This is a genomic window from Agromyces sp. NPDC057865 (assembly GCF_042796995.1).
Taxonomy (GTDB): domain Bacteria; phylum Actinomycetota; class Actinomycetes; order Actinomycetales; family Microbacteriaceae; genus Agromyces.
Window position 1 is genome coordinate 1 of sequence record NZ_JBHVMJ010000007.1, and the last position, 25,658, is coordinate 25,658.

19 protein-coding genes are annotated in these 25,658 nt (G+C 73.2%); 12 read left to right on the forward strand and 7 right to left on the reverse strand.

The genetic code is table 11. From position 1 onward, the window contains the following. Nucleotides 1-115: 115 nt before the first annotated feature. Nucleotides 116-874 carry an alpha/beta fold hydrolase gene (locus ACFVN5_RS19350; RefSeq protein ID WP_376957489.1) on the forward strand — a complete coding sequence of 253 codons (759 nt, stop codon included), beginning with the start codon at nucleotides 116-118 and terminating at the stop codon, nucleotides 872-874. On the opposite strand, the gene lexA is transcribed toward ACFVN5_RS19350, so the two are convergent. Then, a complete protein-coding gene (lexA, locus tag ACFVN5_RS19355) occupies nucleotides 871-1,548 on the reverse strand; it encodes a transcriptional repressor LexA (RefSeq protein ID WP_376957558.1) in 678 nt (225 codons plus the stop codon). The genes ACFVN5_RS19350 and lexA overlap by 4 nt on opposite strands. Nucleotides 1,549-1,815: 267 nt before the next feature. Here lexA and ACFVN5_RS19360 point away from each other — a divergent pair, with 267 nt between their 5' ends. The 7 genes from ACFVN5_RS19360 to ACFVN5_RS19390 all read left to right on the forward strand — a co-directional run bounded on the left by ACFVN5_RS19360 (nucleotide 1,816) and on the right by ACFVN5_RS19390 (nucleotide 7,115). Continuing rightward, nucleotides 1,816-2,184, forward strand: coding sequence for a LysM peptidoglycan-binding domain-containing protein (locus ACFVN5_RS19360; protein ID WP_376957491.1), 369 nt, complete (start codon nucleotides 1,816-1,818; stop codon nucleotides 2,182-2,184). A 46-nt stretch (nucleotides 2,185-2,230) separates the two neighbouring features. Then, nucleotides 2,231-3,322 carry a histidinol-phosphate transaminase gene (locus ACFVN5_RS19365; RefSeq protein WP_376957493.1) on the forward strand — a complete coding sequence of 364 codons (1,092 nt, stop codon included), beginning with the start codon at nucleotides 2,231-2,233 and terminating at the stop codon, nucleotides 3,320-3,322. Between the two features lie 60 nt (nucleotides 3,323-3,382). After that, the gene (gene hisB, locus ACFVN5_RS19370; RefSeq protein WP_376957495.1) at nucleotides 3,383-3,997 is read left to right on the forward strand and encodes an imidazoleglycerol-phosphate dehydratase HisB; all 615 of its coding nucleotides are present in this window, start codon (nucleotides 3,383-3,385) and stop codon (nucleotides 3,995-3,997) included. Continuing rightward, entirely contained in the window at nucleotides 3,994-4,632 is a 639-nt protein-coding gene (hisH, locus tag ACFVN5_RS19375; RefSeq protein ID WP_376957497.1) for an imidazole glycerol phosphate synthase subunit HisH, read from the forward strand. Before hisB ends, hisH begins: the two co-directional genes overlap by 4 nt. A 121-nt stretch (nucleotides 4,633-4,753) precedes the next feature. After that, nucleotides 4,754-5,500 (forward strand): bifunctional 1-(5-phosphoribosyl)-5-((5-phosphoribosylamino)methylideneamino)imidazole-4-carboxamide isomerase/phosphoribosylanthranilate isomerase PriA, encoded by a 747-nt coding sequence (priA, locus tag ACFVN5_RS19380; protein WP_376957499.1) that lies wholly within the window; start codon nucleotides 4,754-4,756, stop codon nucleotides 5,498-5,500. After that, nucleotides 5,484-6,350, forward strand: a complete 867-nt coding sequence (locus tag ACFVN5_RS19385; RefSeq protein ID WP_376957501.1) for an SseB family protein — start codon at nucleotides 5,484-5,486, stop codon at nucleotides 6,348-6,350. Before priA ends, ACFVN5_RS19385 begins: the two co-directional genes overlap by 17 nt. Before the next feature lie 30 nt (nucleotides 6,351-6,380). Continuing rightward, a complete protein-coding gene (locus tag ACFVN5_RS19390; RefSeq protein ID WP_376957503.1) occupies nucleotides 6,381-7,115 on the forward strand; it encodes a hypothetical protein in 735 nt (244 codons plus the stop codon). Here ACFVN5_RS19390 and ACFVN5_RS19395 read toward each other — a convergent pair. The 5 genes from ACFVN5_RS19395 to ACFVN5_RS19415 form a co-directional block, all read right to left on the reverse strand. Further along, nucleotides 7,047-8,585 (reverse strand): dynamin family protein, encoded by a 1,539-nt coding sequence (locus ACFVN5_RS19395; protein WP_376957505.1) that lies wholly within the window; start codon nucleotides 8,583-8,585, stop codon nucleotides 7,047-7,049. The genes ACFVN5_RS19390 and ACFVN5_RS19395 overlap by 69 nt on opposite strands. Beyond that, complete coding sequence (locus ACFVN5_RS19400; RefSeq protein WP_376957507.1) at nucleotides 8,582-10,501, reverse strand: dynamin family protein; 1,920 nt, start codon at nucleotides 10,499-10,501, stop codon at nucleotides 8,582-8,584. Before ACFVN5_RS19400 ends, ACFVN5_RS19395 begins: the two co-directional genes overlap by 4 nt. 101 nt (nucleotides 10,502-10,602) lie before the next feature. Next, the gene (locus ACFVN5_RS19405) at nucleotides 10,603-11,778 is read right to left on the reverse strand and encodes an IniB N-terminal domain-containing protein (protein ID WP_376957509.1); all 1,176 of its coding nucleotides are present in this window, start codon (nucleotides 11,776-11,778) and stop codon (nucleotides 10,603-10,605) included. A gap of 261 nt (nucleotides 11,779-12,039) precedes the next feature. Beyond that, nucleotides 12,040-14,580, reverse strand: coding sequence for a LuxR C-terminal-related transcriptional regulator (locus tag ACFVN5_RS19410; protein ID WP_376957511.1), 2,541 nt, complete (start codon nucleotides 14,578-14,580; stop codon nucleotides 12,040-12,042). Further along, nucleotides 14,577-16,382: an Hsp70 family protein gene (locus ACFVN5_RS19415; protein ID WP_376957512.1), complete on the reverse strand. Its 1,806-nt coding sequence runs from the start codon at nucleotides 16,380-16,382 to the stop codon at nucleotides 14,577-14,579. Before ACFVN5_RS19415 ends, ACFVN5_RS19410 begins: the two co-directional genes overlap by 4 nt. A gap of 252 nt (nucleotides 16,383-16,634) precedes the next feature. Between ACFVN5_RS19415 and ACFVN5_RS19420 the strand changes: the two genes are divergently transcribed. From ACFVN5_RS19420 to ACFVN5_RS19435, 4 genes are all read left to right on the forward strand, one after another. Continuing rightward, a complete protein-coding gene (locus ACFVN5_RS19420) occupies nucleotides 16,635-18,170 on the forward strand; it encodes an alpha/beta hydrolase (RefSeq protein WP_376957514.1) in 1,536 nt (511 codons plus the stop codon). 99 nt (nucleotides 18,171-18,269) lie between these two features. Beyond that, the gene (locus tag ACFVN5_RS19425; RefSeq protein ID WP_376957516.1) at nucleotides 18,270-19,715 is read left to right on the forward strand and encodes a pyridoxal phosphate-dependent decarboxylase family protein; all 1,446 of its coding nucleotides are present in this window, start codon (nucleotides 18,270-18,272) and stop codon (nucleotides 19,713-19,715) included. Nucleotides 19,716-19,787: 72 nt separating this feature from the next. After that, nucleotides 19,788-24,338, forward strand: a complete 4,551-nt coding sequence (locus ACFVN5_RS19430) for an ATP-dependent helicase (RefSeq protein ID WP_376957518.1) — start codon at nucleotides 19,788-19,790, stop codon at nucleotides 24,336-24,338. Further along, a complete protein-coding gene (locus ACFVN5_RS19435; protein WP_376957520.1) occupies nucleotides 24,325-25,101 on the forward strand; it encodes a DNA-formamidopyrimidine glycosylase family protein in 777 nt (258 codons plus the stop codon). Before ACFVN5_RS19430 ends, ACFVN5_RS19435 begins: the two co-directional genes overlap by 14 nt. On the opposite strand, the gene ACFVN5_RS19440 is transcribed toward ACFVN5_RS19435, so the two are convergent. After that, complete coding sequence (locus ACFVN5_RS19440) at nucleotides 25,098-25,448, reverse strand: DUF1844 domain-containing protein (RefSeq protein WP_376957522.1); 351 nt, start codon at nucleotides 25,446-25,448, stop codon at nucleotides 25,098-25,100. The genes ACFVN5_RS19435 and ACFVN5_RS19440 overlap by 4 nt on opposite strands. Nucleotides 25,449-25,658: the final 210 nt, after the last annotated feature.

Here is a 25,658-nt window from a genome sequence, read left to right on the forward strand (position 1 = left end):
GATGCCGCGGGCTCGCGGCATCCGCCCCTCGTCGTCGCACGCACATGGCCGGGCATGTGGCAACCCCTCGGCTGCCGTCGGGCGATCGCACAGGTGGATCGCGTACGGTCGGCCCATGCGTCTCGCGGTGAACGAATCCGGCAGCGGCTCGAAGACCGCCGTGCTCATCCACGGCATCATGTCGGATTCGCGAGCCTGGCACCGCGTGACCGCCGAGCTCCGCGAGCACGGGTTCCGCGTGCTCGCCGTCGACCTGGCCGGGCACGGCCGCAGCCCGCGCGCCAGCCGGTACTCGCCCGCCGCCTGGGCCGACGACGTCGTCGAGACCCTCACGCCCCTCATCGACGGGCCGCCCGACGTGGTCATGGGCCACTCGCTCGGGGGCCTCGTGGCCAGCCTCGTCGCCGACCGGATGGCGCCGCGGGCCGCGATCTACATCGACCCGGCGTTCTCGTTCCCGACCGGCATCCGCGGCTGGGCGTTCAAGGCGTTCTTCGCCGTCGCACCGCGACCGAAGCGCTCGGCGCTCGTGCGAATGAACCCGAAGTGGAGCGCGGCCGACGTCGACATCGAGCTCGCGACGCTGCGGGACTGGGACCGGCGTACCATCCTCGGCTTCGCCGACACTCGACCGCTCGTGCCGCCGGCGCGCCTCGTCGCGCCGAGCCTCGTCGTGCTCGCCGAGAAGAGCCTGCTCATCACGGAGCGCGTCGCGGCGCAGCTGCGCCGGCAGGGCATGACCGTCGAGACCATGGAGGGCACGGGCCACACCGTGTTCCGCGACGATCACGCCGGCTTCATGGACACCGTCGTCGACTGGCTCCGCGGGGTCGCGAAGGCGCAGCCCCAGCCGGCCTTGGCGGTCGTCGCCTAGACGGCGCGGAGGACCGCCACGACCTTGCCGAGCACCTCGGCGTGGTCGCCGAGGATCGGCTCGAACGCGCTGTTGCGGGGGAGCAGCCACGTGTGGCCGTCGCGCTGGCGGAACACCTTGACCGTGGCCTCGCCGTCGAGCATGGCCGCGACGATCTCGCCGTTCTCGGCGGTGCGCTGGGAGCGCACGACGACCCAGTCGCCGTCGCAGATGGCCGCGTCGATCATCGAGTCGCCGACGACCTTGAGGATGAACAGCTCGCCCTTGCCGACGAGCTGGCGGGGGAGCGGGAAGACCTCGTCGATCTGCTGCTCGGCCGTGATGGGGATGCCGGCGGCGATGCGACCCACGAGCGGGACCATCGCGGCGTCGCCGACGGGCACCGGCTCGCCGGCGGAGGGTGCGCGATCGGCGGAGCCGGGCAGCTCGATGAGCACCTCGAGGGCGCGGGGCCGGTTGGGGTCGCGGCGCAGGTAACCGGCCAGCTCGAGCTGGTTGAGCTGGTGCGTCACGCTCGAGAGGGACGAGAGGCCGACCGCGTCGCCGATCTCGCGCATGCTCGGCGGGTAGCCGCGACTCGACACCGAGCGCTGGATGGCCTCGAGGATGGCGACCTGCTTGGCGCTGAGGCTCTTGCGGCGGCGCGCCCGGCCCTGCTCCCGCACGTCGTCGATGTCGGTGCTCACGGTCTCCGCCCCTCGTTTCGGCCCTTCGCGACCGGATGTCGGTGGTCTCTGATCGACTGTGGTCGAACATTCGAAACTGTATCCGGCTGATGTCGGTGCGGCAAACATTCGTTCGAGTGTGTCGCGGAATCCGCGGCCGCATTCCAGCGAATCGGATGCTTGCAGCTTCGAACATTCGAAGATATATTCGGAACAGAGCTTCGCATCCGGCCCTCCCGGCCGAGGGCCGGGTGCGACTCGTCCAGGAGGTGTGAGATGAGCGCAGCGATCGTACCGACCCGCACCATGACGGTGGAGTCCGCACCGCGCACCGCGACTCGGCTCCGGCTGACGCGGCGCGGACGCATCGTCTTCACTGCGCTCGCCTCGCTGCCGCTCGTGGTCTGGGCCCTCGTCACCGTCCTCGGTTCGGGCGGCGCCGCGGCCGAGGGCGGTTCGTCGGCGCCCGCCTCCTCGTTCGAGTACGTCACCATCGGCCAGGGCGACTCGCTCTGGGCCATCGCCGAGTCGCTCGCGCCCGATGGCGACCCTCGCGTCCTGATCGACGAGATCATCCGCCTCAACGGGCTCGACGACGCCGTGGTGGAGCCCGGACAGCGGCTCGCGCTCCCAGTCGTCCCATGACGTCACGGCCGCGGGGCGCGCCCGCGCCCGTGGCTAGCATGGACTGGTGACGAGCCTCGACGACCTGCCCATCCGCGACGACCTCCGCGGCCGCACGCCCTACGGTGCGCCCCAGAAGTCCGTCCCGGTCGCGCTCAACGTCAACGAGAACACGCATCCCATTCCCGAGGACGTCGCGCACGACATCGTGGCTCGCGTGGCGGCGGCGATCCTCAGCCTCAACCGGTACCCCGACCGTGAGTTCACCGCGCTTCGTCGCGCCCTCGCCGACTACCTCGGTCACGGGCTCGACATCGACCGCATCTGGGCGGCGAACGGCTCGAACGAGGTGCTCCAGCACATCCTGCAGGCCTTCGGCGGACCGGGTCGCAGCGCGCTCGGCTTCGCGCCGACGTACTCCATGTACGGGCTGCTCGCCTCGGGCACCGGCACCGAGTGGATCACGGCCGAGCGCGACGACGAGTTCGAGCTCTCGCCCGAGACGGCCGTGGCCGCCGTACGCGAGCACGACCCCGACGTCGTGCTGCTCTGCGCGCCGAACAACCCCACGGGCACGCCCCTGTCGCTCGAGACGATCATCGCGGTGGCGGATGCCGCGCGCGGCATCGTCGTGGTCGACGAGGCGTACATCGAGTTCGCCGATCCCGGCACGCCGAGTGCGCTCACGCTGCTCGAGGGCCGGCCGCGCCTCCTCGTGTCGCGCACCATGAGCAAGGCGTTCGCCTTCGCCGGCGCGCGGGTCGGCTACCTCGCGGCCGATCCCGCGATCATCGACGCGCTCCGCCTGGTGCGCCTGCCGTACCACCTCTCGGCGCTCACCCAGGCGGCGGCCCTCGGCGCCCTCGCGCACTCCGACGAGATGCTCGCCATGGTCGGCGAGATCCGCGCGCAGCGCGAGCGGATCTCCACCGAGCTGGCCCGGCTCGGCTTCCACCCCTACCGCAGCGGGTCGAACTTCGTGCTCTTCGGCGGGGTCGACGACCCGCACGCGGTGTTCCAGGCGCTGCTCGACCGCGGCATCCTGATCCGCGAGATCGGCCTTACCGGATGCCTGCGCGTGACCGCCGGCACGGAGGCGGAGACGAGCGCCTTCCTCGAGGCGATCGCCGTCTTCGCACCCGCCGCCGCGGGTTCCTGAACCACGACCGGCGCCTCGGCGCCCCGACGAGCGCCGAGGGTGCCCGAATAGGATGACCACATGACCACTGCCGGCGCCCCGCGCACCGCACGCGTGCAGCGCGAGACGAGCGAGTCCAGCATCGACCTGTCGCTGAACCTCGACGGCTCGGGCATCAGCGACATCGAGACCTCGGTGCCGTTCTACGACCACCTGCTCACCGCGTTCGCGAAGCACTCGCTCACCGACCTCACCGTGCGCGCACGTGGCGACATCGAGATCGACGTGCACCACACCGTCGAGGACGTCGGCATCGTGCTCGGCCAGGCGATCCGCGAGGCGCTCGGCGACAAGCGCGGCATCTCGCGCTACGGCGACGCGCTCGTGCCGCTCGACGAGGCGCTCGCGCAGGCCGTGGTGGACATCTCGGGGCGCCCGTTCCTCGTGCACACGGGGGAGCCCGCCGGGTTCGAGTTCCACCTCATCGGCGGCCACTTCACGGGTTCCATGGTGCGCCACGTCTTCGAGGCGATCGCCTTCCACGCCGGCCTCACCGTGCACGTCACTGTGCTCGGTGGACGCGACCCGCACCACATCGCGGAGGCCGAGTTCAAGGCGTTCGCCCGCGCGTTCCGCCAGGCGAAGGCCCTCGACCCGCTCGTCAGCGGCATCCCGTCGACGAAGGGCGCCCTGTGACCGCCACGCGCCGCGTGGTGCTGCTCGACTACGGCTCGGGCAACATCCACTCCGCCGCGAAGGCGCTCGAGCGCGCCGGCGCCGAGGTGCAGGTCACGGCCGACCGCACCGCCGCCATGGAGGCCGACGGGCTCGTCGTCCCGGGCGTGGGCGCGTTCAAGGCCGTCATGGACCAGCTCCGGGCGGTCCGCGGCGACGAGGTCATCGACCGCCGGCTCGCCGGCGGACGACCGGTGCTCGGCATCTGCGTCGGCATGCAGGTCCTCTTCGACCGCGGCGTCGAGCGCGGCGTCGACACCGAGGGACTGGGCGAGTGGCCCGGCGTCGTGACCGAGCTCCCGTCGCCCGTGCTGCCGCACATGGGCTGGAACACCGTGCAGCCCGACGTCGGCAGCGCGCTGTTCGACGGCATCGAGGACGAGCGGTTCTACTTCGTGCACTCGTACGCCGCGCAGGAGTGGCTGCTCGACGTGATCCCGCCGTTCCCGCAGCCGAGGCTCACCTGGTCGGAGCACGGCGGACCGTTCCTCGCGGCGGTCGAGAACGGGCCGCTCTCGGCGACGCAGTTCCACCCCGAGAAGTCCTCCGACGCCGGCATCCGGCTGCTCGCGAACTGGCTGGGGACACTCGGCTGAACCTGCGGCCGGCTCGGGAATCGGCACCGGGCGTCATCCGCAGGCCGCCTGCGTTCGACACGACTAGGATGCTGTGACTGTGCCGCTGTGGTGCTTCACAGCCACCGATACGAGGACAGTGATGAGTGAGTTCAGCAAGACGCCCCGTCTCGTGCTGCTTCCGGCAGTCGACGTCGCGGGCGGCAAGGCCGTCCGCCTGACGAAGGGCGAGGCCGGCACCGAGACGAACTACGGCGACCCGGTCGACGCGGCCGCCGACTGGGCCGACCAGGGGGCCGAGTGGATCCACCTCGTCGACCTCGACGCCGCCTTCGGCCGCGGCTCCAACGCCGGCATCCTGAAGAAGGTCATCCGCCAGGTGCGCGGCGTGAACGTCGAGCTGTCGGGCGGCATCCGCGACGACGCGTCGCTCGAGCACGCGCTCGAGATCGGCGCGAAGCGCATCAACCTCGGCACCGCGGCGCTCGAGAACCCCGAGTGGGCGGCGTCCGTCATCGCGCAGTACGGCGAGGCCATCGCCGTCGGCCTCGACGTGCGCGGCACGACCCTCGCGGCCCGCGGCTGGACGAAGGACGGCGGCGACCTCTGGCAGGTCATGGACCGCCTCGAGGAGGCCGGCGCCGCGCGCTACGTCGTGACCGACGTCACGAAGGACGGCACGCTGCAGGGCCCGAACCTCGACCTGCTCCGCCAGATCATGGACCGCACGCACCGCCCGCTGGTCGCGTCGGGCGGCGTCTCGAGCCTCGATGACATCGCCGCACTGCGCGAGCTCGTGCCGCTCGGCCTCGAGGGCGCGATCGTCGGCAAGGCGCTCTACGCGGGCGCGTTCACGCTGGCCGAGGCCCTGGATGTCGCCGGCCGCTGATCCGGTCGACGGGCGAGCGGATGCCGCATCCGCCGCCCATGGCGACCACGCCGCCCACCACGACGCGGCCGCGACCGACTCCGCCGGCGTGCCATGGGCCGGGCGATCGTTCCAGCCCAATCCGCACGCCGCCGACGATGGACGCGCGCCCGAGGCGCTCGCCGCCGCGGTCCGGCGCTTCCGCGCGGGCGAGGGCGGACAGGCCGAGGTCGTCGCCGCATTCGGCCCCGCGCGCCTGCTGATCCCGCTCCTCGCAGACCTCGGTGACGGCGGCGCGGAGGTGGGGGCGCACGGCCTCGCCGTCGACAAGAGCCAGGAGCTCTCGATCGTCACGGTCGAGGGTCCCGACGGTCGCCGCGTCCTCCCGGTCTTCGCCTCCGTCGACGCGATGTCGGCCTGGAACCCCGTCGCACGTCCGGTCCCGGCCGACGGCGTCCGGGTTGCGCTCGCCGCAGCCGACGACGGCACCGACCTCGTGGTGCTCGACCCGGGCTCCGCGGGCGAGTTCGTGCTGCGGCGGCCGGCCGTCTGGGCCGTCGCGCAGTCGCAGGCGTGGACGCCGTCGTTCGAGTCCGACGCGGTACGTGAGGCGTTCGAGCGATCGATCGGCACGGAGTTGGCCGTGCTCGGCGTCGAACTGTCCGCCGGGGACCCCGGCGCACGGCTCGCCGGACCCGAGCTCGTCGTGCGACTGGAGCTCGTCGGCGGTCTCACGCGCGCCGAGCTCGACGCCGTGCTGCAGCGACTGGCCGCGAGATGGGCATCCGACGACGCGATCGCGACGCTCGTGGACTCCCTGGCCGTGCGGCTCACGGGACCGGCCGACCCGGTCGGCGACGCCTCCGCGTGACGATGCCCGCGCTGCCGTAGGCTGGCGCACATGGGGGACAGGTCCATGGGGGACGGCGCATCGAGGCATCCTGAGCACGACCTCGCGGGCGACGACGACGCGCCGCTCGACGCGGCGGGCGACGCGGCGGACGAGGCGGACGCGGCGGGAGCCCCGCGGGAGACCGACCCCGACGACCCGCGCTATCGGCCGCTCGTGCCCGACGACGACCCCGACTCGGTGCCGCCGCCCGCGCGGCCGGTCATGTCCGACCAGACCCGCCCGCCGGTGTTGCGCCCCGTTCCGCCGCCGCGGTCGATCCGCACCTCGCGCTCGCTCTGGCTGCTCAGCTTCGTGCTCAGCGCGTTCGGCGTGCTCGTGGCCTTCCTCTCGCATGAGGCCGTCACGACCGAGCTGACCGAGCTCATCGGGCGGCTCTCGCCGACCTACGACGAGTCGGAGGTCGACTCGCTCGTCAACCTCGTCTACTGGGCGAGCCTCGCCGGACTCGCCATCGTCGTGGCCGTCGAGGCGGCGCTGCTCGCCTTCGTGATGAATCGGCGGGGCGGGGCCAGGTGGCTGCAGCTCATCGTGCTCGTGCTGCACGCCGCGGTCGTGCTCATGGGGTCGGCGTTCCTCGCGGTCGGCGCCGTGGCGGTACCTGTGGAGCTCCTGCTCGTCGCGGGGTTCGTGGTCGCGTTCGCCGCGTGGGTGTGCTCACTCGCCCCCTCCGCCCACCGGTGGTTCCGGATGAAGGACGAGGCGCAGCTGGCGACGCTCGACTGAGGCCGGCGCCGTCGCGACCACGAGCGCCTCGCACGAGCGGGTCACGACGTCGCAGGCCTCGGCCGCGGCACGATCGAGCAGCGGGCTGCCCGACAGGGCGCGCCATCGCTGCAGCGCGGTCGCGGCGGCCGTCCGCACGTCGTCGGCGCCGGCATCGTCGGGCAGTCCGAGGCGCCGCTCGGGAGCGGTCCCCGCGCCGCCGATGAGCCGCTCGGCCTCGGCGGACTCCTCGGGCGGCAGGTCGAGGCCCGTCGTACGGGCCGTGGAGAGGAGGGCGAGCTCGCGGAGCTCGTGCGCGTTCGACTCGAGCCGCTCGATCGCGGCGGGGAGACGCGATCCCGCCTCGCGCGGCCGGTCGCGCACGAGGGCGCCGAGGGCGGCGAGGGCGGTGCGCGACTTCAGCACGTCGGCGCGCGAGCGGAACTGGTCGCCGACGAGCCGCACGAGCTCCTCGAGGCCGCTGCGCCGGTAGAGCTCGTCGGCGAGCTCGGTCGAGTCGTCGCATCCCGACCGGATCGCGACCGTCGACATGCGGATGCCGAACATTCCGAAGCGATCGAGCAGGTTGCGCCGCGCGTCGGGGCTCACGTCGATGCCCGCATCGGCGCGCACGAACCGGTCGACCGACACCAGCATGCGCTCGCGCGCGTCGCGGCCCAGCCGGGCGAGCTCGCGCAGCGCCTCGAACTCGTGCTCGCGCAGGGTGCGGGCGGACTGGGCGACGAGCCCCGCGATCGGCACGACGTCGAGCGCGAGGGAGCGCAGCGCGCCGTCGGTGCGGTAGCGCTCGGCGATCGTCCGCGCGGAGAGCAGCGCGTCGATGCGTCCGGCGCCGATCTCGTCGGCGCGCGAGAGCACGGCCATCGCGTTGACCGTGCGCGAGCGCCCGACCGTCGTGTCGTGGAACGCCGAGAGGAACCCGAGGTCGGCCGAGTGCAGGTGGCGCATCAGGTACACGATCGCGTCGGCCTCGGGCGGGGACTCCTTCGGCGTGAGGAAGGCCGCCGACCGCGCCGAGATCTCGGTCGAGAGCGATGCGATGCCCGGGGTGTCGATGAGCGTGACCTCCTCGAGGCGCCGCGACGGCCACTCGACGACGATCCGCTCGATGTCGGCGTGCGGCGTCCCGTCGAGGTCGATCTGCAGGCGGCCCTCGACCCGTCGCACGGGCAGGGTGCGCTCGGCGCCCGATCGCAGGTGCATGGTGATGCGGGGCGTCGCGCCGTGGCGGTACCAGACGACGACCTTGGTGCACTCCGCGGCATCCGTCGGTGCGATCTCCTCACCGATGATCGCGTTCAGCAGCGTCGACTTGCCCGCCTTGACCATGCCCGCGATCGCGACGCGAAGCGGCTCTCGCAGGCGCATGGCGTGCTCGTCGAGCTGGGCGAGCGCCGCGGGGTCGTCGCGATACTCGTCGGCCGCGGCATCCAGCAGCGCGCTGGTCTGCTCGAGGAGCCCCGCGGTCACGCCCGCCCGACCTCGATCGTCGACCGGGTCGACGAGCCGGCGGATGCCGCGGCGGCGCCGACACGGCCGGCGGGCGCCGGTCCACCCGATCCGGCCTGGGCGGCGGCCGCGGCCGTCTCGATGGCACGCGCACGGGCGTACAGCGCGTCGACGCGCTGCAGGTCCCGCTTGAGCTCCGTGACCCGGCGGTCGCGCTCGTTGGCGTACATCGAGGCGGCCTTCTGCGCGGCGAGTACCGAGTCGGCGAGCGAGCGGTGGTGCTCGTCGGCGATGGTGGTGAAGTGGTCGCGGGTGATCCGCTGCACCAGGCGGAGGCGGTCCTTCAGCTGCTTGCCGACCTGGAAGACGACGTCGTCGACCTGCCGCCGGATGAGCGCCTTCGCCTCGGTGCGGCGACGGAGCAGCCTGGCGGCCGTGTCGTCCTTGTACGCCTTGCGGCCGATCACCGCGCCCGCGGCCAGGGAGAGCGGGTTGATGATCGACATGCCGACGATGCCGGTGATGATGCCCACCATGAGCACGCCGCCGTAGGAGCCCTTCAGCCCGATGTAGAACTTCTGCATCGCACCGAGGCGGCCGGACTCGAGCGTGGCCATCTCGCCGACGGGATCGAGCACGTCGCGGGTGTCGTCGACGTGGATCGTGGGCAGTGAGATCTCGTCCTCGGTGAAGTGCCTCGCCACCTTGGCCGAGAGCCACTGCGCGCGCTCCTGCGTCCACACGAACGTGTCGGTCACGGCCGAGGAGACGCGCTGCTCGAACCACTCCACGATCTGCTCCCAGACGGGCCCGGGGTCGCCCTCGTCGATGGCGTCCTCGGCCTCGCGCTGGATCTGCCGCATCCGGTCGCGCAGGTCGTGCTCCATGTCGGAGATGAGATCGGTGGCGCCGTCGTTGAGGGTGATCTGCCAGCGCGACGAGTTGCGCCGGAGCTCGTCGGCGCGGCCCTTGGTCGCCTCGAGCTCGGCGATGATCTCGGGCGTCTTCTCGGGAGTGACGAGCGCGCTCATCTCGGAGTCGATCGACAGCCGGAGGTGCTCGGTCGTGGAGACCAGGTCGACCGCCGTGGAGCGGCGCTGCAGGAGCTCGGCCTGGCCGACGACGTCGCGGCGCAGGTACGTCGTCAGGTCCGCGAAACCGGACTCCGCGTTCAGCTCGGCATCCTCGGCCTTCATCGCGGCGAGGCGGAGGTTCGACGAGACGGGGAACAGCCGGATGCCGGGGTCGATGGCCGCGAGGTGCGCGCGGTCGAGCTCCTCGACCTGTCGCCACTGCGGGTACATGTCCACCTTGGTGAGCACGCAGGCGACGTTGGGGCAGATCCGCATGGCGTGCCGGAGGAACTGGATCTCGGGCTCGGTGTACTCCTGCGAGGCGTCGGAGACGAAGAGCATCGCGTGGGTCGACGGGAGCGCGGCGAGCGTGGTGAGCGCGTGCGCGGAGTTGAGACCGCCGACGCCGGGGGAGTCGATGAGCGTCAGCCCGCCGCGCAGCAGCTTGCGCGGCAGCTCGACCTCCGCAGCCTGGACGTCGGGGTCCGAGCCCGTCTTCGCGCGCTCGGAGACGTAGCGCGGGAGGTCGCCGATCGGCACCGGGACGCGTTGCGGCCGACCGTCCGCGTCGAACGGACCGCCGTCGGATCGCTGGGGCACGACCCACGCGGCCGACGTCTCGCCGTGCCGGACGCTCGTGGGCACGGCGGTCGCGATGTCGTCGTCGACCGGGCACACGGGCGCGTTCACGAGGGCGTTGATCAGCTGGCTCTTGCCCTGCTTGAACTCGCCGACGACGATGACCCGCACGCTCGGATCGAGGAGCCGCTCCTTCGTCTGCTCCAGTCGTCGCCGCAGGTCGGCCCGATCACCGCTGCCGGCCAGGGCGATGCCCTGGTCCACGAGTTCGATCAGCTGCTGCACCCGATGCCTCCCCTTCGAGTTCCTATGATTCAATCAGAAACGCAGTGAAGTCGGCCCGGCGCGGAATGCTCCGCACCGGGCCGACCCGTGTGATCAGGACGTCACAGCTCCACGTCGACCTCGTTGTCGGCGACCTGGTCGCCGGGGCCCGTCTCGACGTTGTTGTCGCTGAAGTTGTCGTTCGCCTGGAACGAGTCCTCGATGTCGGTGTCGGGGCTGAAGTTGTCGTTCACCTGGAACGAGTCCTCCACGTCGACGTCGACCTCGACGTTGTCGTCGAACGAGTCGACGGCGACGTTGTTGTCGTTCAGCGAGTCGTTGACCACGACGTTGTCGTCGAACGAGTCGACGGCGACGTTGTTGTCGTTCAGCGAGTCGACGACGTTGCCGTTGAACGAGTCGACGGCGACGTTGTTGTCGTTCAGCGAGTCGACGATCGAGTCGTTGACCGAGTTGTCCTGGAAGGAGTCCTCGATGTCCACGTCGACGTCCACCGAGTTGTCCTGGAAGGAGTCCTCGATGTCGACGTCGGTCGAGTTGTCCTGGAAGGAGTCCTCGATCTCGACCGAGTTGTCCTGGAAGGAGTCCTCGATGACGACGTTCGTCGAGTTGTCCGTCGAGTTGTCGGAGTTGTCGTTGAGCGAGTCCTCGATGTCGATGTCGGTCGAGTGGTCGTCGTTGAACGAGTCGTCGATGTCCACGTCGAGGTCGTACTCGGTGTTGCCCACCGCGACGCTGCCGCCGGCGACGATGTTGCCATCGCCCATGTTGTTGGCCTCGTTCTCGAACGACTGGGTCACGTCGCCGTTCGCCCAGATGTTCTGGTTGACCGACTGGTCCTGGATGACGTCGCGGTCGTCGATGTACGAGTAGTTGTTGACGACGCTGACCAGCTTCGCCTTGGCTGCGGCGTAATCGCCGCCACCGCCGCCGCCGCCCTCGCTGTGACCGCCGGACCAGCCGCCGCCACCGCCGTCGCTGTGACCGCCGGAGCCCCCGCTCCAGCCACCACCGCCGCCGCCGCCGGACCAGCCGCCGCCGCCACCGCCGCCGCCACCGGCGACGCTGACGTTGCCGCCCGTGTCGTACTCGCGGTTGCCGACCGGCGAGAAGTCGAGCGCGACCGGCAGGACCGCGTCGACGTCCGCCGCGCAGATGCCCTGCAGTCCGGCGCTCTGGAGCGCGCCGTCAGGGTCCGCCGCGAAGTCCGCGCCGGCCTGCGGGCTCTTCAGCAGGTCCATCAGGAAGTCCAGCAATGCCGTCGTGATGTTCGTCATGGTGTGTTCCCCTCCTCATCGAGGTTCAGGTTCCGTGACCGACACCAGCGCCGGCCCCCACGAGCAAGCCTGTCGCGCGGGATCCGTCTCGGCATCGGGTCGCGCCCCCCAACGTCGTCGCGCGCCGATGGGGGTTTCGGCGCGGGGCGTTAGGGGATTCCGGGGGACATGATGGGGGACCCGGCATCCGGAACGCACGGGATCAGGTGCGATGGGCATGCGGAACGGGGGACACGCCCGCCGGCGCCGGTCCGGATCGCGCTACTGCCCGGGATCCTCCTCCAGCTCCACGCGCAGTCGCGCGAGCAGCTCCGAGCGGGTCGTGACGCCGAGGCGGCGGCGGATGCGCGCGATGTGGTGCTCCGCGGTCCGCGGCGAGATGAAGATCGCGGTCCCGATCTCCGCGTAGGTCCGGCCCTCGAGCACGAGTCGCGCCACCTCGCGCTCGCGCGCGCTCAGCAGGCCGTCGTCTCGCTGGGCGGCGCCTCCGCCGGCGTCGGGCTCACCGCCGGCGTCCGATCGCTCCTCGTCGGGGTGCAGGCTGCGCGCGAGGGCGAGCAGCTGCAGGGTGTCCCGGTGCTCAGATGCTCGCCCGGCCGCATGGCCCGCGAGCCGGCTCGCATCCCATGGGTAGCCCGCGGCGGCGAGGTCGCGCACGGCCGCCTCCACGGTCTCGACGACCACGTGACCGGCGATCGCCGCCGCCCAGGTCCGGCCGGCCCGGGCGAGGTGCTGGGCGGTCCGGTTCCCCGGCGCGGCATCCGTCAGTGCCCTCGCATGCCGCTCGACCGACTCGGGGTCATTGCGCAGGATGGCTGCTTCGATGGCCGCCCAGTGCAGGCTGGCCGACCAGCACGCCGGCCGGCCGGCGCGTCCCAGGAGGTCCCACCCCGCCGCGACCTGCGAGTCGAGCAGGTGCGTCTCGTGCAGGCGGGCGGCGGCGACCGAGAGTTCGGCCAGCGCCGGCAGGGCGCAGAGATCGATCGGCATCCTGGCGATCGCCTCGCGCGCGGCCGCCCAGCCGCGCAGGAGCGCGGCGAGGTCGTCGGTGCGACGGGCGAGCCCGATGCGCACGGCGTGCGCGAGCACCTCGTCGCGCAGGCCGAGCGGCACCGGGGTCGACATCGCCGACTCGAGGTGGTCGCGCGCACGGACGGGACGATCGGCGCGCAGGGCGACGAACGCCTGCATGAGGCGGAGCCGCGCGTGGAAGGCCGGGCCGCCCTGCGACGCGTCGATCGCGGCCTGCAGCACGTCGCCGGCCAGGTCGAGCTGCCCGGCGTTGAGGGCGACCTGAGCGGCGAGCACGGCGGGGACCTCGGGGAGCGGACCGGCAGCTCCGGAGTCGTTCAGGAGGCTCGACGCCTGCAGGAGGGAGGCGAGCGCCGGGTCGGAGGAGCCCTCGAGCGCGTCGAGGATGCCGTCGGCCGTGAGCTGCAGCGCCACCTGGCCCGACGTCGGGTACTCGACGGTGGGTGCGTACGACAGCGCCGCACGGGCCCCCGCCACGTCGCCGACGCCGGCGAGGCAGATCGTCGCGAGCGGCGCGATGGACCCGTCGGCGGCCGCGAGCGTGCGGCACACGTCGGCGCTGCGTTCGAGCATGCCCTTGCGCGCCCAGGTCGCGGCGGCGACGGCGACGGTGCGGGCGACATCGGCGGGCTCATCGCCGCCGAGCCCGAGGTCGACCAGGCGTTCGGCCTCGCCGACGTCGCCGACCGCCCACGCCGCCGCGGCGAGCCGTCCGGCGAGCGGACGCACCTGCGCGCCGAGGTCGACGAGCGCGACGTAGCGCTCGCGGGCGGCGTGGGGATCGACGTCGAGCAGCTCATCGGCTTGCACCCGCAGCGCGTCCTGCACCCGAGGGTCGCGGAAGTCCTGGTGGGCCAGGTCGAGCGCCGCCTCGCCGAGCGGCGCTCCCGCCGCCTCGATGGCGTCGACCAGCTCGCGCCGCAGCGTCCACAGCTCGTGCGGCGGCGTGCCTTGCAGGATCACCGCCTGCACCAACGGGACGAGGGATCCGTCGGGCGAGGCGAGCCCGCTCGCCCGCGCGGCGGCGGCGAGGGCTCGAAGGTCGGCCTCCGCGAAGCGGGGCGCCGTGGCGAACGCCGGCCCCGCCAGCGAGAAGCCCACGGCCAGGGCGGTCAGGTACTCGTGCAGCTCGGCGACGAGCCCGTCCAGCTCCTCGCGCAGCGGCTCGAGCACCCCGCCCGGGAGGACGGCGCCACCGGTCTCATCGTCATCGGCGCCCGCGCCCAGTGCGAGGTCGACGAGTCGTGGGTTCCCGCGAGTGAGCTCGAGGATGCGGGACGCCGTGTCGGCCGTCGGCGCCGTGCCGAGGAGCTCGGCACGGCGCCGGCGGATCTGCGACGAGCTCATCGGATGCAGCGCGAGCACCGTGCCGCGCTTGCCGAGCCGGTCGGCGAGCTTCGTCATCGCCGCGGACCGCGGCCAGGGACGGAATGCGACGACGACGTGCGGGCCGGCGTCGCGGACGAGGCCGCGCAGGCGCCCAAGCTCATCATCCTCGAGGTCGTGCGCGTCATCGATGAGGAACGCCACGCGCTCGGTCGGCTCGAGCACCTCGGCGGACTCGACGTCGTCGACCACGTGGAGCCCGTGCGCGCGGAGCGTCGCGGCCAGGTCGCCGAGCAGCGCCGTCTTGCCGGTGCCGCCGGGACCCGTGATGCCGACGTGTACCGGATGCGCCCCGCCCACGATGCGGCGCGCGAGGGCGTCGGCCTCCACCGCGGCGTCGTTCGCGGCCGGGCCGCGGGCGTCCTGCGAGGACGGCCCCGTCACGGCGCCGGCTCGGGCGCGGGCGGGGGCTCCGGCGCGGGGTCGGGCGCGGGCTGGGGCTCCGGCGACGGGTCGGCGACGGGTGCGGGCGACGGGTCGGGGGAGGGCTCGGGTGAGGGGTCGGGGGTCGGCTGCGGCGTCGGATCGGGGGACGGCTCCGGCGTCGGCTCGGGTGAGGGGCTGGGCGGCGTGGTCGGGTCGGGCTGAGGGGTCGGTGCGGGATCCGTGGAGCCGGAACCTGCGGGGGAGAGGTCGTCCTGCGACGACGACCCGCCCGTGGCGGGGCTGCCGCTCGACGGCGTCGCCGGCGTCGCGCTGTCGGCCTGGGAGACCGCTCGTCGCGGTGCCGCCGGATCGGCGTCGGGCGCGGTATCCGTGCCGTCGGCGCCGTCGTCGGTGCTTCCGCCGACCGCGGCGAGTGGCACGGCCGAGCCGAAGACGTACCGGCCGGCGGGGGCGCCGTCGCTCGGCTCGCCGGAGCCGCCGGGCTCGCCGCCCTGCTCGTCCTTGTCCCCGGCGGCGAGCGGCGTGATCGGGATGAGGACGGCCAGGAGGGCCGCGGCGACGCCGGCCAGGATGACCGCGCGGAGGCCGATCGACAGGCCATGCGACTCGGTGTCCGGGCCTGCGGCGATGGGAACCGCCGGTTGCGCGGCGTCGGCCGCGGCGGCCTCGGCGGAGGCCGCGGGCGCGGCGGCCGCGACGACGGATGCGTCGGGCTCGAGCAGCCTCGCGGCAGCTACCGCGGCGCCGAGGCTGATCGAGGCCTTCGGGTCGGCGTCGACCGCGACGGGGAGCTCGAGCTCGGCGGAGAGGAGCTGTGCGACGGCGGGGATCCGGGAGGAGCCGCCGATGAGCAGCACGGCGCTGACGTCCTCGGGCTCGAGGCCCGCGTCGGCGATGGCCGCCCGCAGCGTCGCCACCGTGGACCGCAGCGAGCCGTCGATCATCTGCTCGAACTCCGAGCGCACGAGGCGGACCCGCGCCTGGCCGTTCGGCAGCAGCACGGGCACCACGGTCTCGGCGTCGAACGACAGGGCCTCCTTGGCGTCGGTGCACTCGCGGCGCACGTGGGCGAGCGCGAGGGCGCCGTCGGGCGCCGTCTCGTCGACGTCGGCGAAGACGCCGGGAGCGAGCTCCCGCACGTGCTCGAAGATCCGCTGGTCGAAGTCGGCGCCGCCCAGGCGCTCGATGCCCGTCGGAGTGCCCATCAGGGCGAACGCGTCGTCCTCGCGCTTGCGCAGGAGCGCCACGTCGAACGTGCCGCCGCCGAGGTCGTACACCGCGACCGCCGCCCCGTCGTCGACCTTCTCGTGCGCGAGGTAGTGCAGCCCGGCGGCCTCGGGCTCGCTCACGAGCACGACGCCGGCGAGGCCGACGCCCGCGAGGGCCTCCTGGACCAGGCCGACCCGGTGCTCGCCCCACGAGGCGGGGTGGGAGACCGCGATCACGTCGGGCGCGCCGCCCTCGTGCTCCTCGGCACGCTCGACGACCCATTGCGCGAGCACCGCGAAGAGGTCCTCGGGCGCGACACCGAGGTCGCCGACGATGATCGGCGTCTCGTCGCCGATCCGCCGCTTGAACTCGCGGACCACCCGGTCGGGATGGTCGATCGCCCGCCGCTCTGCGGGCTCGCCGACGACGACGCCGCCGTCCTCGCCGAGGTACACCACCGTCGGCACGGCGGCCTTCCGGGTGCCGAGCTCCAGCGCCTCGTAGGCGATCGACCCGTCGTTGCCTCGTCGGCCGATGGCCGCGGCCGTATAACTCGTGCCGATGTCGATCCCGAGCACGAACGCTCTCACTCGACTGCGCCCCCTCACGCGTGGCAGCCCGCCGTAGGGTCGCGGATCCCCCTGCCACAACGTGTCGAGTATCCCGCGGCCACCGGGGGGCGGCAATGGGATTGACACCCCCGATTCGGGGTACAGGGCGCGCTCCTCGCGGCAAGATCCGCGTCATTCCGGGCCGCTACGGGGGGACAGCACGCCGAGGAAATCATGACCCCCCGAACGAGGGGCATTCGCGACGGCGGGTGCCCGGCGATACTGGGGGCCATGATGGGGGCGCGGAAGGGGGGCGTCGCGCTCGCCGTGGCATTCGCGATCGCGATGAGCGTGGGCGTGAGCGGATGCGGCCTGTCGTTGTTCTTCCCGGTGGTCGACGAGTCGACCCCGACCGGCGAGGACGTCGAGGCCGCACTGGAGCCGTTCTACGGGCAGGTGATCGCCTGGGACGCGTGCGAGGAGTTCCAGTGCGCCACGGCGATCGCGCCGCTCGACTGGGACGACCCGGGAGCCGGCGAGATCGAGCTCGCGCTGATCCGCCAGCCCGCGCGCACCGAGAAGGCGGGCACGCTGCTCGTGAACCCGGGGGGCCCCGGGGCATCCGGATTCGACGCCGTTGCCCGCGCGATCGACGTGACGGCGACGGAGGCGCTGCAGGACCGGTACGACATCGTGGGCTTCGATCCGCGCGGGGTCGGCCGGTCGACGGCCGTCTCGTGCTTCGGGCCCGCGGACCTCGACAAGCTGCTCTACGGCAATCCGCGCGGCTCGCGCGGCTCCGACGAGTGGATCACGACGCAGAACGACCTCACCCACAAGTTCGGCCAGGCCTGCCTCGCGAAGACCGGACCGCTGCTCGCGAACGTCGACACGCTGAGCACCGCCCGCGATCTCGACATGCTGCGCGCGGCGCTCGGCGAGGAGCAGCTGGACTACCTCGGGTACTCCTACGGCGCGTACCTCGGCACGGTGTACGCCGGGGCGTTCCCCGATCGCGTGGGCCGGATGGTGCTCGACGGCGCGATCGACCCGGGCATCGGGCACGCGGCGATGACCCTCGCGCAGGCGCAGGGGATCGAGGCGTCGCTCCGCTCGTACTTCGCCTCGTGCATGCCGGGTGGGACCTGCCCGTACTTCCAGGGCACCGTCGACGACGCGATGGCGGCGGTGCGGGGCATCCTCGACGCGGTCAGGAAGAACCCGATCCCGTCCAGCGACGGTCGCGTGCTGACGGCCGAGACGCTCGTGATCGCGATCGCCGCGCCGCTCTACAACGCGACCACGTGGCCGGTGCTGGACTCGGTGTTCGCGACCGTGCTCGCCATGCAGGCGGACACCGCGCTCGCCGTCGTCGACGGCTACTACGGGCGCACGGCCGACGGGGCGTACGCGACCAACCAGATGGAGGCGCTGCGGGCCGTCAACTGCCTCGACTTCGAGTACCAGAACAACGTCGCGCAGATGAAGGAGCAGGCGCGCGAGCTCAACACCGTCGCGCCGTACCTCGGCATCTACCTGACGTTCGGCGACCTGTCGTGCCTGTCCTGGCCGTACCACGCCGAGCAGCCGCGGGCCGCGATCGCGGCGCCCGGCGCCGCGCCCATCCTCGTGCTCGGCACGACCAACGACCCGTCGACGCCGTACGCGTGGGCGGTGGCGGTCGCGACGCAGCTCGAGAGCGGCATCCTCGTGACCCGCAACGGCGACGGCCATACGGCCTACAACAAGGGCAACGCGTGCGTGGATGCCACGGTGGAGTCGTACCTCGTCGACGGCGTGGTGCCGCCGGGCGACGTGACCTGTTGAGCGCCTCGCCGGGTGCCCCCGGTCCGGGTCGTTGACCGTCCTCGGGCGTCGGAGCAGAATCGAAAGGCGCGCGCCAGGCGCGCGGAGGACAGGTGTCTCATGGTCGAGCCCGGCGACTCCGGTCGCATCGCAGAGCCCTCGCTCGCAGCATCCTCGCCCGCCGAGCCCTCGCCGTACGACGAGGTGCTCGACGTCGCAGAACGCCACGCCCGGGCGTGGGTCTCGGGCATCCGGGAGCGGCCGATCCCGCCGCGGCTCGGCACCGACGAGGTGAAGGAGCGGCTCGGTCGCGACCTCCCCGAGTCGGGGGAGTCGGCCACCGAGGTGCTCGACCTGCTCGCCGAGGCATCCGAGCCCGGCCTCATGGCCATGGGGTCGCCGCGCTTCTACGGCTGGGTCATCGGCGGCACGCAGCCCGTCGCGCTCGCTGCGGACTGGATCGTCTCCGCCTGGGACCAGAACACGGGCCTGCGCGTGGTCACCCCGGCGGTCGTCGCGGTGGAGGAACTCGCCGGCGAATGGCTCGTCGACCTGCTCGGGCTCCCCGCCGGCAGCGAGGTCGGCTTCGTGACGGGCGCTACGATGGCGCAGTTCACCTGCATGGCCGCCGGACGCGACGAGGTGCTGCGCCGCGCCGGCTGGGACGTCGAGACCCAGGGCATGGCCGGCGGCCCGAAGGTGCGGTTCATCGCGGGGGAGGAGCGGCACGGCACGAACGACCTCGCCGCGCGCTACCTCGGCCTCGGCAGCCCGATCATCGTGCCGAGCGATGAGCAGGGCCGCATCCGGGTCGACGAGCTGGAGCGCACCCTCGCCGAGGGCACCGGACCCGCGATCGTGCTGCTGCAGGCGGGCAACATCCACTCCGGCGCCTACGACGACTTCACCGCGGCGATCCGCGTCGCGCACGACGCCGGCGCGTGGGTGCACATCGACGGCGCGTTCGGCCTGTGGGCCGCGGCGTCGCCGAAGCTCCAGCACCTCGTCGCGGGCATTGACGAGGCCGATTCCTGGTCGTCCGACGCGCACAAGACGCTGAGCGTCCCGTACGACTGCGGCCTCGCCATCGTGCGCGACTCGAACGCCATGCACCGCGCCATGAGCATGCACGCGAGCTACCTCCAGGCGACCGACATCGGCGCCGACCCGCACGAGAAGGCGCCCGAGCTCTCGCGGCGTGCGCGCGGCGTGCCGACCTGGGCCGTGCTGCGCACGCTCGGCCGCACCGGCGTCGCGGCGCTGGTCGAGCAGCTGTCGGATGCCGCGAGCGGCATCGCCGAGGGCGTCGGCCGGCTGCCCGGGGTCGAGGTGCTCAACGACGTGGTCTTCACCCAGGTCTGCATCGCGCTCGAGGACGACGCCGCGACCGAGGCGCTCAGCGAACGCCTGTGGGACGAGGGCGAGGTGCTCGCCATGACGTCGCGGTGGCACGACCGGGCGGTCGTGCGCTTCTCGGTGAGCAACTGGCAGACGGATGCCGCGCAGGTCCGACGCACGGTCGACGCCGTCGAGCGGGCGCTCGCCGCGGTGCGCGCCGGCGGGTAGGTCCGGCGCGCCTCGCGCACGAGTCGATCGGTTCCCAGCCGAGGTGTCGGTGGCATCCGGTTGAATGGAGGGATGGCCGAGGCGCTCGAGGCATTCTCGCCCGCGACGCGGGCGTGGTTCACCGAATCCTTCGCCGCCCCCACCGAGGTGCAGCGCGGGGCGTGGCAGGCGATCGCGCGCGGCGACCACGCGCTCGTGGTCGCGCCGACGGGCTCCGGCAAGACGCTCGCCGCGTTCCTGTGGGCGATCGACCGGCTCCACCACGAACGGCTCGAGGAGCCCGTGGGCTCGCACGGCACTCGCGTGGTCTACCTCTCGCCGCTGAAGGCACTGGGGGTCGACGTCGAGCGCAACCTCCGGGCGCCGCTGGTGGGCATCGCCCGCACGGCGGCCGCGCTCGAGGTGGAGGTGCCCGAGGTCACGGTGGGCGTGCGATCGGGCGACACCCCGCCGGCCGAGCGCCGCACGCTCGTGACGAACCCGCCCGACATCCTCATCACCACGCCCGAGTCGCTCTTCCTCATGCTCACGTCGGCTGCGCGCGAGACGCTGCGCGGCGTCGAGACGGTCATCGTCGACGAGATCCACGCCATGGCGGGCACCAAGCGCGGATCGCACCTCGCGCTCTCGCTCGAGCGGCTCGACGCCCTCGTCGGCCGGCCGGTGCAGCGGGTCGGGCTCTCGGCGACCGTGCGACCGCACGAAGAGGTGGCGCGCTTCCTCGCCGGCACGCGCCCGGTCGCGATCGTGGCGCCGCCGTCGGGCAAGAAGTTCGACCTCGCGGTGCGCGTGCCCGTCGACGACCTCTCCGACCTCGCCGGCGAGACGGGCTCGGGCACGGTGTGGCCGCACGTCGAGGAGGCGATCCTCGACGAGGTGCTCGCGCACCGGTCCACCATCGTGTTCGCCAACTCGCGCCGGCTCGCCGAGCGCCTCACCGCGCGGCTCAACGAGCTCTGGGAGGAGCGCAACGCGCCCGCCGAGGTCGTCGAGGCCGCGGCATCCGTGGGCTGGCCCGCCGCCGGCCGACCCGGCCGACCGCCCGCCGAGATGGCCGGCGCCTCGGGGCTCACGGGCGGCGCCGAGCCGATCATCGCCCGCTCCCACCACGGGTCGGTCAGCAAGGAGGAGCGCGCGCTCGTCGAGGCCGACCTCAAGGGCGGGCGCCTCCGCTGCGTCGTGGCCACCTCGAGCCTCGAGCTCGGCATCGACATGGGCGCCGTCGACCTCGTCATGCAGATCGAGTCGCCGCCGTCGGTCGCGAGCGGCCTGCAGCGCATCGGGCGCGCTGGCCACCAGGTCGGCGAGGTGTCGAAGGGGCTCATCTATCCGAAGCACCGGGCCGACGTGCTGCACTCCGCCGTCGCCGCCGAGCGCATGATCGCGGGCGCGATCGAGGAGCTGCGCATCCCGGCGAACCCGCTCGACGTGCTCGCGCAGCAGACCATCGCCGCCGCCGCGCTCGACGAGTGGAACGTCGAGGACTGGTTCGAGCTCGTCCGTCGCGCGGCGCCGTTCGGGGCCCTGCCCCGATCGGCCTTCGACGCGACCCTCGACCTGCTCGCGGGCCGCTACCCGTCCGACCGGTTCGGCGAGCTGCGACCGCGCATCGTGTGGGACCGGGACGCCGGCACGATCGTCGGCCGCCGCGGTGCCCAGCGGCTCGCGGTCACGAGCGGCGGCACGATCCCCGACCGCGGCATGTTCGGGGTGTTCATGATCGGCGAGGCCGGACCGGGCCGCCGGGTCGGCGAGCTCGACGAGGAGATGGTCTACGAGTCCCGCGTGGGCGACGTCTTCGCCCTCGGCGCCACGAGCTGGCGCATCCAGGAGATCACGCACGACCGGGTGCTCGTCGCGCCCGCCGCGGGCGAGCCGGGCCGGCTCCCGTTCTGGAAGGGCGACGGCATCGGGCGTCCGGCCGAGCTCGGCGAGGCGATCGGCGGGTTCATCACCGAGCTCGCCGGCGCGCCCACGGCCGACGCGCTCGTGCGCAGCCGCGCGGCCGGGCTCGACGAGCGCGCCGCGAAGAACCTCGTCGCGTTCATCGACGACCAGCGCGCGGCGACCACCGTCGTGCCCGACGGCGCCAACCTCGTGGTCGAGCGCTTCCGCGACGAGCTCGGCGACTGGCGCATCGTCCTGCACTCGCCCTACGGCATGCGCGTGCACGCGCCGTGGGCGCTCGCCATTGGCGCGCGCGTGCAGGAGGAGCTCGGCGTCGACGCGAACGCGGTCGCGAGCGACGACGGCATCGTGCTGCGCATGCCCGACACCGGTGACGACCCGCCCGGGGCCGAGCTCTTCACGTTCGAGCCCGCAGAGCTCGCCCAGATCGTCACGCAGCACGTCGGCGGGTCCGCCCTGTTCGCATCGCGGTTCCGCGAGTGCGCGGCGAGGGCGCTCATCCTGCCGAAGACCAACCCCGGCCGCCGCTCGCCGCTCTGGCAGCAGCGGCAGCGGGCGTCGCAGCTCCTCGAGGTCGCGCGCGACTACCCCGACTTCCCGATCCTGCTCGAGGCCGTGCGCGAGTGCCTGCAAGACGTCTACGACCTGCCCGCGCTCACTCGCATCGCCGAGCGCATCGAGCGACGCCAGCTGCGCTTCGTCGAAGTGAGCACGGAGTCGCCGAGCCCCTTCGCGGCGAGCCTCCTGTTCGGCTACGTCGGCGCGTTCATGTACGAGGGCGACGCCCCGCTCGCCGAGCGCCGCGCCGCGGCCCTGTCCCTCGACCCGGCACTCCTGGCCGAGCTGCTCGGCACCGTCGAGCTGCGCGAGCTCCTCGACCCCGAGGTGGTGGTCGAGACCGAGCGGATGCTGCAGCGCCTCGATCCCGAACGTCGGGCCCGGGGCGACGAGGGCGTCGCCGACCTGCTCCAGGGGCTCGGGCCGATCACCGCCGACGAGGTCGGCGAGCGGGTCGACGACGAGACCGATGCCGCGGCGGCGATCGACGCGCTCGTCGCCGCCCGCCGTGCCGCCCGCGTGCGCTTCGCGGGCCGTGACTGGATCGTCGCCGTCGAAGACGTCTCGCGCCTGCGCGACGCGCTCGGCGTGCCGATCCCGCCCGGACTGCCCGAGGCGTTCGAGGAGTCGGTGCGCGATCCGCTCGGCGACCTCGTGAGCCGCTTCGCCCGCACGCACGGCCCGTTCACCACGCAGCAGGTCGCCGAGCGCTTCGGCATCGGCCAGGCCGTCGCCCGCGCGTCGCTCGGGCGCCTCGCGGCCGAGCGACGCCTCGTCGAGGGCGAGTTCCTGCCCGGCGGAGCGGGGCTCGAATGGTGCGACTCGGGGGTCCTCCGGCGCATCCGCCGTCGCTCGCTCGCCGCCCTGCGTGAAGAGGTCGAGCCCGTCGAGCCCCGCCAGCTCGCGCGGTTCCTCCCCGAGTGGCAGCACGTCGGCGGCCGCCTGCACGGCGTCGACGGGGTCGCCGCCGTGGTGGAGCAGCTCGAGGGCGTGCGCATCCCGGCGTCGGCGTGGGAGGCGTTCGTGCTGCCCGCGCGCGTCGACGACTACCGACCCGGCATGCTCGACGAGCTCACGGCGTCCGGCGAGGTGCTCTGGGCCGGGGCGGGCACGCTCGCCGGCGACGACGGCTGGATCAGCCTGCACCTCGCCGAGACCGCAGCGCTCACCCTGCCCCCGCCCGAGGCGGGTCCGCTCGACCCGCTCGAGGCCGAGTTGCTCGCCGTGCTCGGCGGCGGGGGCGGATACTTCTTCCGCCAGCTCGTCGAGGCCGTCGGCGCCGACGACGACCGCGCGGTCATCGAGGCGCTCTGGCGGCTCGTCTGGGCCGGACTCGTGACGAACGACACGTTCGCACCGGTGCGCGGCCTGCTCGCCGGCGGCGGCGCGCACAAGACCCGCGCGCCCGCGCCGCGGGCGAGGATGCGCGGCCGGTCGCTGACGCGCCGGGCGCTCGCGGCGTCCGTCACGTCCGACCGCGCGGCCCGCGCCGCCGCGAACCCCGCGCACGCGGCCGGACGATGGTCGGTCGTGCCGCTCGCGACCTCGGCCGCGACGCCGCGCGCCCAGGCCCTCGGCGAGACGCTGCTCGAACGCTACGGCGTCGTCACGCGAGGCTCCGTCGTGGCCGAGGGGATCGTGGGCGGGTTCGCCCTCGCGTACCGGTCCCTCTCCGCGTTCGAGGACTCCGGACGGGTGCGCCGCGGGTACTTCGTCGACGGCTTGGGCGGTGCGCAGTTCGCGACGACCGCCGCGGTCGACCGGCTCCGTGCCCAGCCCGCAAGCGGAGCGATCGCGCTCGCGGCCACCGACCCCGCCAACCCGTTCGGCGCCGCGCTCGACTGGCCCGAGCCGCCCGGCGACGGCTCGCACCGGCCCGCCCGCAAGGCGGGCGCCTTCGTCACCATGGTCGACGGCGCGGCGACGCTCTACCTCGAGCGCGGCGGGCGCACCGCCCTCGCGTTCACCGACGATGCGGAGGTGCTCGGCGCCTCCGCGACCGCGCTGGCCGACGCGCTCCGCCGCGCGCGGGCCGAGCGCCTGCGCGTCGAGACCGTCAACGGCGACAACGTCTACGGCTCGGTGCTCGACCCCGCGCTGCGCGCGGCCGGCTTCCGCGAGACGCCGAGGGGACTGCGGTTCGATGCCCGAGGGTGACACCGTCTACCAGGCCGCCCGTCGGCTCGACCAGGCGCTCACGGGCCGCACCGTGGAGCGCACCGACTTCCGCGTGCCGGCCTACGCCACCATCGACCTCGCGGGGCAGCCCGTGCACTCGGTGGGCAGCCGCGGCAAGCACCTGCTCATGCGGATCGGCGACCAGGTCGTGCACTCGCACCTGAAGATGGAGGGGGAGTGGCGCGTCTACCGCCCCGGGCAGCGGTGGACACGCCCGGGCTTCCAGGCGCGCGCGGTCGTCCAGGTGCCCGGCGCGGTGGCGGTCGGATTCGACCTCGGGGTGCTCGAGGTGTTCCCGGCGAGCGAGGAGGCCGACCGCATGGCGTACCTCGGGCCCGACCTGCTCGGACCCGACTGGGATGCCGCGGAGGCGATCGCGCGGATCGCGTCGCGGCCCGACGTGCCGATCGCGGTCGCCCTCGGCGAGCAGCGCAACCTCGCCGGCCTCGGCAACGTGTACGTCAACGAGGCGTGCTTCCTGCGCGGCATCCGACCCGATCGCGCGACCGGCACGGTCGACGTGCCGCCGCTGGTCGACGTCGCGCGGCGCATGATCGTCGCGAACCGCGACCGGATCGCACGCACGACCACGGGAAACGACCGACGCGGTGAGCGGCTCTGGGTCTACGGGCGCGGCGGCGAGCCGTGCCGTCGCTGCGGTACGACGATCGAGCACGGCCGGCTGGGCCGCAACGACGTCGAGCTTCGCGACACCTGGTGGTGCCCGAGCTGCCAGGCCTAGGTGACCGGGCCGGTCCACTTCTCGCCGGGGCCCTGGCCGATGGCGTCGGGGATCGGCGAGGCCTCGCGGAACGCGAGCTGGAGCGAGCGCAGTCCGTCGCGCAGGGAGCGGGCGTGCATGTCGCTGATCTCGGGCGCCCCCGCCGTGATGAGCCCGGCGAGGGCGTTGATGAGCTTGCGCGCCTCGTCGAGGTCGACCTGCGACTCGGGGTCGTCGGCGAGGCCCACCTTCACCGCGGCGGCGCTCATGAGGTGCACGGCGGCGGTCGTGATGACCTCCACGGCGGGGACCTCGGCGATGTCGCGGGTGGCGTCGGCGACGGTGGACTCGTCTGAACTGTTGCTCACAGACATCCTCTGTTAGACTACTGCGGGCCCGGGGCCAGTCCCCGGTACGAAAGTGGAGATTCTCCCACCCGCGCATACCGCTTCATCAAGGTTACCGGGTCGATTGCACTCCGCTTCCACGCCACCGAGCCACCGGCTCAGGCAGGAAGTAGACAGGGTGCCGTAGTGCCGCATGGTGTGATTCCATGCGAGCCTGCGTGGATCTTCCGC